Here is a 9885-nt window from a genome sequence, read left to right on the forward strand (position 1 = left end):
GCCACAGCATCAAGATAAGGTGATAAATCGATTTAGATGATGGGAATAGAGAGGCTCAGGAAAAGCACAGTTGATATGAACCGCACTACCATCGCGATCTTGACGATACATGACATCATCAATCGAGGTTAACAGCCAACGCAGAGAGACTTGTTCACTTGGACTAGGAAGATTCAGCGCAGCGGTCACATGGCTTGAAAATATACCTTGCTGCACAATCGCTTGATTGGCACCACAAGCCACAAGTTCAACAGGACGATCCGCGGTTAAAACCACCAGCTTTTCGCCGGTCAGTTTCGCTTCAGCAATCGCAGGCAGTAAATTGGCGACCGCTGTGCCGGAAGTAACAATGATCGCCACTGGTTTATGGCTGGCTTTGGCTAAACCTAAAGCCAGAAAACCAAGTCCACGCTCATCATAATGCGTGTGTAGTATTAAATTCGAGTTTTCAGCAGCTTCAAGCGTGAGAGGTGTAGAGCGTGAACCGGGCGCGACACAAATGTGCTCTACGCCAAAACGAGTCAACTCTTCTAACAATACTTGACTCCAAATTCGGTTCATCACCGCTTGGTCATTATTGGTAACGCTACTCATGACGCGACACCTAACGGTGGATGATCGGAAATCAACGAAAGCAACGTCGACATTTTTTTATCCAACTCTTGCCATTCATGCTCAGCAATGGAACCCGGCACGATCCCAGCGCCAGCATAAAGTTGAATCACATCATCAACGATCTGAGCACTGCGTATCGCAACACAAAATTCCGCACGATGTTGGCTAATAAAGCCCATAGAACCGGCGTACCAACTACGAGCGAACGGCTCATGTTGCTGGATAAAATCCATTGATTCTTTACGTGGTAACCCCGCCACCGCGGCGGTTGGTTGGAGCGCTGATAACAACTGCACACCATTCACGCCATGATTCAAATGAGCGTGGATACTGCGTTTTAAGTGCTGCACTTTACGCAACCGCACCAAACGCGCTTCAGACTCCACTTCGACTAAATCAGAATAAGGCTTAAGGCGGTCAATAATGTCGTCCACCACATATTGGTTTTCGTTGAGGTTTTTACTGTCTTGCGACAGCCAATTTGCAAGTTCCATATCATGGCTAGCATTGTTGCCTCGGCCAATCGTACCCGCCAGTGCCTCAGTATAAAGGTCTTTGCCTTGTCGGCAGTACAAACGTTCGGGTGTCGAACCAATAAAACTGTGTTGTTCGTTTTGCGCTAACATAAAATGGAAGCTGTGCTGATTATGTTGCGCACTCGATTTCAAAAGCTGTGCCGCACAAATCGCCGAATCTAACGCTAATGTCGTCTGGCGCGCTAACACTACTTTCTTAAATTGATTCTCTGAGATGCCATCGAGCACTTTCTCAACCAAACTCTCCCACTGAGGTAGCGTAGGGGTATGTTCGATATGTTCAATATGGGCAGATACCGGTAGCAACTTAGGAATATCCATGTTGAGTTGCTGCAAGCTATCAATAACTTGTTGTTTACTCTCGCTGATATTTACCGCGATCGACCACTGTTGCTCTTGGCGAGAAAGCTCTATTTGAGGCAAAAAGAAAAAGGAGGCAGGGCAACGAGGGTTTTTAGCACTTTGTCCGTCAAAAGAACGTCCACCCCAAATTCGCTGCTCACCTTGTATAAAAGCATAAGCAGGTGCAGGGTCATTAAACGTGCTCAATTGGCCCAGCGCGACCACTTCTTCGCGCGTGTCTCTCGATTGCCAATAGAATTTAGGAAACATAGACTGAGCTTGCAACCAATCGATGAAAGCAAAATCAGGCTTTGTCGGCAGAACTTGAACCAAACGAGTCACCCCGTCTGCTGCATCCTTAACACGTTCAATCAGTTCAGTAATGGCTTGCTGAAAATATGACAAATAAACCTCGTATAACTAGAACCCATCGGTCTTTGCGCTTGCGCTGCGTTGGCAATAACGTGCTTTGGTATTATTAAGAGTTATCAAGCTACTATTGTAACGAAAACAATGGCAACAAACACTTTCACCGAAACCGAAAACTTGCATCTATCACTTTATTCTACGCTTTTATTGCGGTGATATGCAGAGGATTCAACACATACGCGCGCTGTCTGAATAAAAAATCGACGGATAACCGCAACTCTTATTACTTACTCACAATTTAGAACAATCGACAGGTATACAATGCGGTGGCTAATGTATTGCCAGCAGACATCCAAATCAAGGCTGTAGCCCATCTTTTACATAACCTTGTGATTGGCATCTGAAGTGTAAAGTGGAAAAAAAGCCACAATCATAGATTTTTATTCTACCAAACGTTATTTTGGTGTACTTTAATAAAGAAATTCAATTATTTTTAGGTTTTACACAATGCAAAATATCGGGATGTCGTCAAAACTCGACAATGTCTGCTATGACATTCGCGGACCAGTACTCAAACATGCTAAGCGCATGGAGGAAGAGGGGCATAAAATACTAAAACTCAACATTGGTAACCCTGCCCCATTTGGTTTTGACGCCCCTGATGAAATTTTAGTCGATGTCATCCGTAACTTGCCAACTTCGCAAGGCTACTGTGATTCAAAAGGCATCTACTCAGCGCGTAAAGCCGTTGTACAGCATTACCAAAAGAAAGGCATTCGCTCACTCGACGTTGAAGACGTCTACATCGGTAACGGTGCATCTGAGTTGATCGTAATGTCGATGCAAGCGCTATTGAACAATGGCGATGAAATGCTAGTACCAGCTCCAGACTATCCGCTCTGGACAGCTTCTGTCGCGCTATCAGGCGGTAAAGCCGTGCACTACATCTGTGATGAAGAAGCCGATTGGTACCCTGACCTCGATGATATTAAGAGTAAAATCACGCCAAAAACCCGAGGTATTGTCCTCATCAACCCGAACAACCCAACGGGTGCTGTTTACAGCCGTGATTTCCTACTGGAAGTAATTGAAATTGCCCGCCAGCACAAACTGATTATTTTTGCTGATGAGATTTACGACAAAGTTCTTTACGATGGCGCAACGCACACATCCGTAGCGACACTGACCGAAGACGTATTAGTTGTGACATTCAACGGTCTATCTAAAGCGTACCGTGTGTGTGGTTTCCGTGGTGGTTGGATGTTCCTAACCGGTCCTAAGCATCTTGCTCAAGGCTACATCGCAGGATTAGAAATGCTCTCTTCAATGCGTTTGTGCGCCAACGTGCCAATGCAACATGCCATTCAAACCGCGCTCGGTGGTTACCAAAGCATTAATGAATTGATCCTACCGGGTGGTCGTCTGCTTGAGCAGCGTGACCGTGCATGGGAACTGATTAACCAGATCCCGGGCATTTCATGTGTGAAGCCAAAAGGCGCGATGTACTTGTTCCCGAAAATTGATACTAAAAAGTACAAGATTCATAATGACCAAAAAATGGTGCTCGACTTCTTGATTCAAGAAAAAGTACTGTTAGTGCAAGGTACTGGCTTTAACTGGCCAAAACCAGACCACTTCCGTATTGTGACCTTGCCACATGTCGAAGATTTGGAAACGGCGATTGGTCGTTTTGAGCGCTTCATTTCAACTTACAGTCAGTAAGTAGCATTTCGCTCTCAAGTTTCATATTCTTAAAGGCACTCTAATGAGTGCCTTTTTTAATTCGACTCTCCTCATTAGAAAAAGGATGTAACTATGAAAGAAAGTCATTTTTTTGCTCATCTCGCGCGTATGAAGCTGATCCAACGTTGGCCCTTAATGCGCTCAGTCTCAACCGAAAACATTTCCGAGCACAGTCTCCAAGTGGCCTTTGTGGCTCATGCTCTCGCTTTGATTAAAAACAAAAAATTTGCTGGTGACCTAAATCCTGAACGGATCGCTCTGCTGGGAATGTACCATGATACCAGCGAAGTTCTGACTGGCGATCTACCGACCCCCGTCAAATATTACAGCCCAGAGATAGCCAAGGAATACAAAAAGATTGAAGCGGCGGCGGAAAAGAAACTGCTGGCAATGTTACCTGAAGAATTTCAGCAAGATTTTGCCCCGTACCTGCTATCACATAGCGCTCACCCAGAAGACGAAGTTATCGTGAAGCAAGCCGATACTATCTGCGCATATTTAAAGTGCTTAGAAGAACTCAGTGCCGGCAATCATGAATATGCCTTGGCCAAAAAACGCCTTGATGTCACTCTTAAAGAACGTTATACCCCTGAGATGGATTACTTTCTCAATACTTTCGCGCCAAGTTTTGAATTATCACTGGACGAGATCAGTTAACTGGCAGTAGTGTTGGCTTATCGCCAGTAAAAACATGGCAGTAAAGGAGTGCGAAATGACATTTGAGATCAGCGCTTTATGGCAACAACGCCATGATGATGAACACAAGCTTCGCCGCGATGACCATCGCAGCCCTTACCAACGTGACCGTGCGCGTATCTTGCACTCGGCGGCCTTTCGCCGCCTACAAGCCAAAACTCAGATTCACGGTACCAGCATTGATGATTTCCATCGTACTCGTCTAACCCATTCATTAGAAGCGGCTCAGCTTGGCACGGGTATTGTGGCGCAAATTAAGAAAAAGCAGCCAGAGTTCCACAGCCTATTGCCTAATGACAGCTTGATCGATTCACTGTGTCTCGCTCATGATATTGGCCACCCTCCCTATGGACACGGCGGAGAAGTGGCGCTCAATTATATGATGCGTGACTATGGTGGTTTTGAGGGCAACGCGCAGACTTTTCGTATTGTCACGCAGCTAGAACCTTATACCGAAAAATTTGGCATGAATCTCGCCCGCCGCACGTTACTGGGCTTGATAAAATACCCTGCACTACTCAGTAATGCTTGCGCTCAACAGCAGCCACAACCAGTAAGCCATCAGCGAAAATTACGCGCCAAAGATTGGGCGCCAGCTAAGGGTATTTACGATTGCGACCAAGCTTTATTTGATTGGGTGAGAGAACCACTCAATGACGAAGAGAAAACGCTATTTTCACAAATGCGCGATGATGATATTTCGCCAACCAAGCACCATAAAACCCGTTTTAAATCATTAGACTGCTCAATCATGGAGTTGGCGGATGATATTGCCTACGGGGTGCATGATTTAGAAGATGCGATCGTATTGGGAATGGTCAACCGCCATCAATGGCTGGAAGCGGCGGCGAGCCAACTTGCTGAGTGTGGCGATCCTTGGTTTGAACAACACATTGCCTTCGTCAATGAAATGCTTTTTGCCGGCCCTCACCACAAACGTAAAGATGCGATTGGCGGCATTGTCAATGCGCTGCTCACCAGCATTTCCATAAAGCCTGTCGATGCGCCATTCGCCTCGCAACTGCTCGCCTTCAACGCGGTACTCGAACCGGGGATGGCAAGAGCTCTCGATATTTTAAAGGCCTTTGTCAGCCAATATGTCATCCAAGCCCCCCACGTTCAGTTGATGGAATATAAAGGGCAGCAGATTATCATGGATATTTTTGAAGCGCTCAGTGCAGACCCCGAACGCCTGTTACCAATTGAAACGTGCCAAGCATGGCAAGCTGTTGAGAGTGAAGCGCAAGGAATGCGCATTATCGCCGATTACATCTCATCAATGACGGATGGGCATGCGAAACGACTGCATCAACAATTATTTTCGTCCCATTAGAGCAACGTTTAAATAGAAAACCGCCATTCTCCCAGCCACACTGTATCTGAGGGAATGGCGGAGCTCGCCTTTACATGGATTGAGCCATATCCGTCATAAACACATCAAGTTTCGCCATCAAAGCTTGTTTTTCAGCGTCACTAATAAAACTGGCTTCAATCGCGTGACGGGTAAACAGCGCCAATTCACTGTTAGTTACTGAATGGCTCTGCGCCACCGCGAGAAAATTGTCGGTCATGTAACCGCCAAAATATGCAGGGTCATCTGAATTAATCGTCACTCTCACGCCTTGGCGCAAGAGATCCACAACATTGTGATCGTGCATGTGCTCAAAGACTTTGAGTTTAGTATTAGAGAGTGGGCAAACCGTCAAGGGCATCTGGCGTTTAATCAAATCCGCCACCAACGCTTTGTCATCTGAGCAGCGAACACCATGATCAATTCGCGAAACTTTAAGCATTTCAAGGCTGTCGTAAATATTACTGACCGGTCCCTCTTCTCCAGCATGAGCGACGGTCAGGAAACCCGCATCAAAAGCCTTGGCAAACACACGAGCAAACTTCTCCGGAGGATGGCCCAACTCTGATGAGTCTAACCCTACACCAATAATTTTATCTTTGTGTGCCATCGCTTGTTGTAGCGTGATTAAGGCACTGGCCTCATCGAGGTGACGCAAAAAACACATAATGACACGACTGCTGATGCCCAACTGCTGCAAGCCTCGCTGCAAAGCTCTATCAATTCCATTGATCACGGTCGAAAAATCAATTCCACGTTCGGTATGAGTTTGAGGATCAAAGAAAATTTCAGTGTGAATAACATTGTCTTGTTGGCAACGAAGTAAATACGCCCAAGTAAGATCATAAAAATCTTGTTCATGTATTAATACATTCGCACCTTGATAGTAGATATCTAAAAAGGACTGCAAATTATTAAATTCATAAGCAAGTTTGACCTCTTCTGGCGTCGAAAAAGGCACGTTGATTTGATTACGATTGGCCAACTCAAACATCATGTCAGGCTCAAGAGACCCTTCAATATGAAGATGAAGTTCGACTTTCGGTAGTTGCTGGATAAAGTGAGTTTGATTCACGCTTGTTTTCCCATTCAAAATTACGATTGGTCATTAACAAGCACTTTTCTCAACAAGATAAGAGACTTAATCATACAAAGAGAAAAGCGCTATGCACTTCACTCTTCGTAATCTGGAGTTTACGGTTCCAGGTAGAGACTCTCACGCCTTATCGGTGAGATTATACGAAGGATTGCTTAGCAAGCATCATATGCTGAGCTAAGCAATTGCGCGGAATTATAAACACAACACCTAGAAGTGACAACTGTTATACCCATAAACAAAAGCACCTGATCATTATTGCTGATTAAAACCGTTGCCCCACCATGGTCACATGTTGCCAAGGCAAAAGATTACGGGTGACCGTTAATCTGCGTGGGTTCTAAGCGCTTTTCTTACGTTGGTTCAGGGATTGGATAGAAGCAAGATAAAGCCCAATTGATATCGTTAAGAGCGGTAGTTTTTCTCAAAAACCCCTGCAGGCATCTGATCAATTTGAAACTGTATCATTTGTTCAAACGCATCAATCAACGGCGAGAAATCTTTTTGTGGCTGCAAAATTGACAGGATGTAGTAACCGGCCTCTACCGTTGAAAGTGCGTTATCGCTAGGCGCTTTACGAATACGATAATTGCCTTTTAATTCAGTCGGCAATCGTAATAATGGTAAAGAATGTAAGTTGACTGAAAGCTGCCACATTTTAAACGCTTTCTTCCACGTACCATCCAGTAAAATGACGCGCACTTTACTATCACTACGCTCTATTTCAGCCTGTGCTTCTATCGAACCTTCACCGGGATACAAAACAAAATGACGAACATTTGGCTCTCTCAAGAGCTGATTGAGTTCATCATGCTCAGTGAAATTCTCCCCCGCAAAATAGTGACTATTTGATAATGAGAGCGTCAAAATGCGAGCCGTCCCCATTGGACGTTTCGCTTCTGATGGATGCTGAAGGATGATTAACTCAACATTCGATGCTAGGCTATGTATCCACTGACAAATACACGCTTTAAGTGATTTTCCGCATTGAGAACAATATCGAGACATGACGTGCAATTAATCTTCCTAGTAATGGGCGTGAGTATAGTGTGCCTCGGGCTACAATTTGAGCCTTTCGCTTCACTTGCCGCTTGGCATTATGACTTAATCCCAGCGGGACAATGGTTGCGCATCCTAACAGGAAATTTCACTCATACCAACTTCAACCATCTTGCTCTCAATTTGGCGGGTCTATGGATCATCTGCTTTATCTTTCGACCAAGCGTCCGTTCGTTGAGTGTGTTACTGGTTGTGATCAGTACCAGCATCGGAATCGGTATGTTATACAGCGATGTTCAAAGCTATGTTGGGTTATCTGGCACGTTACACGGTCTCTTTGCTTACTACGCTCTGCGTGAAGCGCTGCAAGGTCGTTCAACGAGTTGGTTATTGGTGTTGGGGGTTATTGCAAAAGTGACGTGGGAACTCACGATGGGGGCAAGCCATTCCAGTATGGAACTGATTGGCAGTCATGTGGCGGTAGAAGCGCACCTCTGTGGTGTAGTGAGTGGCATTATCTTTGCTCTAGTCTCCTACCCGCTGTATAAAAATGCTGGTTAACTCGCAGTAAACCAACGTCTAAATTGTTGCCTAAAATCTAAAGCTTGATATGCTCTTTGTCTCTTAGTTAACCACGTAAATATAATCATACGCACTCAATGACCACAACAGCTCAACGCCGCGAAGAGATTCTTCAGCACATACAAACCTATCAGAAAGGTGAAGTGAATTACTTTGCACAACACTATCAACTCTCTGAAGTTACGATACGTAACGACCTAAATTATCTGGAGAAAAAAGGTTGTGTCACTCGTTGTTACGGCGGAGCGCTGCTCAATAAGCAATTTGCTTTTGAACAACCACTTAATGATAAGAAACAAATCAACTGTGATGTCAAAACCAAACTAGGTGAATACGCAGCTTCTTTGATTAATGATGGTGACAAAATCATTCTCGACTCAGGCTCAACGACAGAACAAATTGCTTACCATTTAACACACAAACATGACATCACCGTTATGACCAACGGCGTCCACATCGCCTATCATTTGGCTAATAAGCCCAATATAACCGTGATGCTAACTGGCGGAATGATACGTGATAACTCTTACTCCACGTATGGAGCAGGAGCGGAGAGCTTTCTCAAAGATTTTCGCTTCAATACTTTGTTCATTGGAGTTGATGGGTTTGATATAGAGGCTGGCATCACCACTCCCCATCAAGGAGAGGCGGATATCAATCGGAGAATGATTGAAGCGGCTCAAACCATTGTTGCTATTACCGATTCTTCGAAATTCGATCGGCAAAGCTTTTGCATGATCGCACGCCCAGAGCAGATTGATATGTTGATTACTGACAGCGGCATCCCACAACATTATCTTACCAAGCTGACGGAACTTGGTATTGATGTAAGAATTATTGAAGCTTAGCAGAAGCGTATATTGCAAAGGCAGCAAACTGGTTTGCTGAAATGATGAGTTTTTAGTTAAAGCTCACTTCAAAATCACCAATAACTTGATGATATGTATTAATAATTTTACCACAATGCTCAGCTTCATCATAAGTGAAACTTACATTTAAATCAGACACTTGCCCTTTCATTAAGACATTTCTTTGCAAAATATCACTATTGATCTGATGCGCAGTGGATGTCCAGTTATTACTGTTTTCAAAAATATTAAACTCTATTCTCATTTAGCTTCCTGTAATTTATTAAAAGATTCTGTTTTAACTCTAGCTTTGTGAAACCAGAAACGATGACGACCAGATGATCGAGACATAATGTTTTTCCTTATGATTTATAATATGCACTCAAGCGTATAATTGTTTTATTACAAAAAAATTATAGCGTTAAAAAATACCAGAATGGACAAAGCACAATGCAGCCCAAGGTAGATAGATTGTTGTGTTAAATTGGATTTGAGGTTCAGATGCAGAAAATCAGCGCCACAATATAATGAAATAAAGTGTGTGAAGGCATCGAGTTTGAACGTTTAATTTAAAGTGAAACTGAGAAGATTTTTACGATGATTCTAGAAGGGTTAGATAGACACAAGTTGAATGAATCAACTTGTGTCTGTTCAAAAAGTTACAGAGGCGTTACGTTAGAAGCCTGTGGACCTTTTTGACCTTGCTCA

General features: G+C 44.1%; 9 protein-coding genes, 1 pseudogene and 1 riboswitch. Of the genes and pseudogenes, 5 read left to right on the plus strand and 5 right to left on the minus strand.

Annotated elements, in window-relative coordinates; translation table 11 throughout:
• Positions 1-42 precede the first annotated feature (42 nt).
• Together menD and RH85_RS11095 are read right to left on the minus strand one after the other, a co-directional pair.
• Positions 43-594 (minus strand): annotated as a pseudogene (gene menD, locus RH85_RS11090) (2-succinyl-5-enolpyruvyl-6-hydroxy-3-cyclohexene-1-carboxylic-acid synthase); the annotation flags it as partial.
• Entirely contained in the window at positions 591-1898 is a 1308-nt protein-coding gene (locus RH85_RS11095; protein WP_006712330.1) for an isochorismate synthase, read from the minus strand. The pseudogene menD and the gene RH85_RS11095, both read right to left, overlap by 4 nt.
• 471 nt (positions 1899-2369) lie before the next feature.
• On the opposite strand from RH85_RS11095, the gene RH85_RS11100 reads away from it, so the two are divergent.
• The 3 genes from RH85_RS11100 to RH85_RS11110 all read left to right on the plus strand — a co-directional run bounded on the left by RH85_RS11100 (position 2370) and on the right by RH85_RS11110 (position 5634).
• Positions 2370-3584, plus strand: coding sequence for a pyridoxal phosphate-dependent aminotransferase (locus RH85_RS11100; protein ID WP_005596023.1), 1215 nt, complete (start codon positions 2370-2372; stop codon positions 3582-3584).
• Positions 3585-3677: 93 nt separating this feature from the next.
• Entirely contained in the window at positions 3678-4262 is a 585-nt protein-coding gene (yfbR, locus tag RH85_RS11105; protein ID WP_006712331.1) for a 5'-deoxynucleotidase, read from the plus strand.
• 55 nt (positions 4263-4317) lie between these two features.
• Positions 4318-5634, plus strand: coding sequence for an anti-phage deoxyguanosine triphosphatase (locus RH85_RS11110; RefSeq protein ID WP_006712332.1), 1317 nt, complete (start codon positions 4318-4320; stop codon positions 5632-5634).
• 70 nt (positions 5635-5704) lie between these two features.
• Here the strand turns inward: RH85_RS11110 and RH85_RS11115 are convergent, their stop codons facing one another.
• Entirely contained in the window at positions 5705-6727 is a 1023-nt protein-coding gene (locus tag RH85_RS11115) for an adenosine deaminase (RefSeq protein ID WP_006712333.1), read from the minus strand.
• 88 nt (positions 6728-6815) lie between these two features.
• Positions 6816-6915: riboswitch (purine riboswitch) on the minus strand.
• A gap of 238 nt (positions 6916-7153) precedes the next feature.
• Complete coding sequence (locus RH85_RS11120) at positions 7154-7756, minus strand: tRNA-uridine aminocarboxypropyltransferase (RefSeq protein WP_006712334.1); 603 nt, start codon at positions 7754-7756, stop codon at positions 7154-7156.
• 3 nt (positions 7757-7759) lie between these two features.
• Between RH85_RS11120 and rrtA the strand changes: the two genes are divergently transcribed.
• Together rrtA and agaR are read left to right on the plus strand one after the other, a co-directional pair.
• On the plus strand, positions 7760-8308 hold the full coding sequence (rrtA, locus tag RH85_RS11125) for a rhombosortase (RefSeq protein WP_039948968.1): 549 nt from the start codon (positions 7760-7762) through the stop codon (positions 8306-8308).
• A gap of 98 nt (positions 8309-8406) precedes the next feature.
• Positions 8407-9177, plus strand: coding sequence for a transcriptional repressor AgaR (gene agaR / locus RH85_RS11130; protein ID WP_006712336.1), 771 nt, complete (start codon positions 8407-8409; stop codon positions 9175-9177).
• 52 nt (positions 9178-9229) lie between these two features.
• Here agaR and RH85_RS11135 read toward each other — a convergent pair whose 3' ends face one another.
• On the minus strand, positions 9230-9442 hold the full coding sequence (locus tag RH85_RS11135) for a hypothetical protein (protein ID WP_039948969.1): 213 nt from the start codon (positions 9440-9442) through the stop codon (positions 9230-9232).
• Positions 9443-9885 lie beyond the last annotated feature (443 nt).

It is taken from the genome of Vibrio ichthyoenteri ATCC 700023, assembly GCF_000222605.1.
Classification (GTDB): domain Bacteria; phylum Pseudomonadota; class Gammaproteobacteria; order Enterobacterales; family Vibrionaceae; genus Vibrio; species Vibrio ichthyoenteri.

Excerpts from the sequence above, each read along its gene's own strand:
- RH85_RS11100 (WP_005596023.1), top strand. The coding sequence starts at position 2,370 with ATGCAAAATATCGGGATGTCGTCAAAACTCGACAATGTCTGCTATGAC.
- yfbR (WP_006712331.1), top strand. The coding sequence starts at position 3,678 with ATGAAAGAAAGTCATTTTTTTGCTCATCTCGCGCGTATGAAGCTGATC.
- RH85_RS11110 (WP_006712332.1), top strand. The coding sequence starts at position 4,318 with ATGACATTTGAGATCAGCGCTTTATGGCAACAACGCCATGATGATGAA.
- RH85_RS11120 (WP_006712334.1), bottom strand. The coding sequence starts at position 7,756 with ATGTCTCGATATTGTTCTCAATGCGGAAAATCACTTAAAGCGTGTATT.
- agaR (WP_006712336.1), top strand. The coding sequence starts at position 8,407 with ATGACCACAACAGCTCAACGCCGCGAAGAGATTCTTCAGCACATACAA.
- RH85_RS11135 (WP_039948969.1), bottom strand. The coding sequence starts at position 9,442 with ATGAGAATAGAGTTTAATATTTTTGAAAACAGTAATAACTGGACATCC.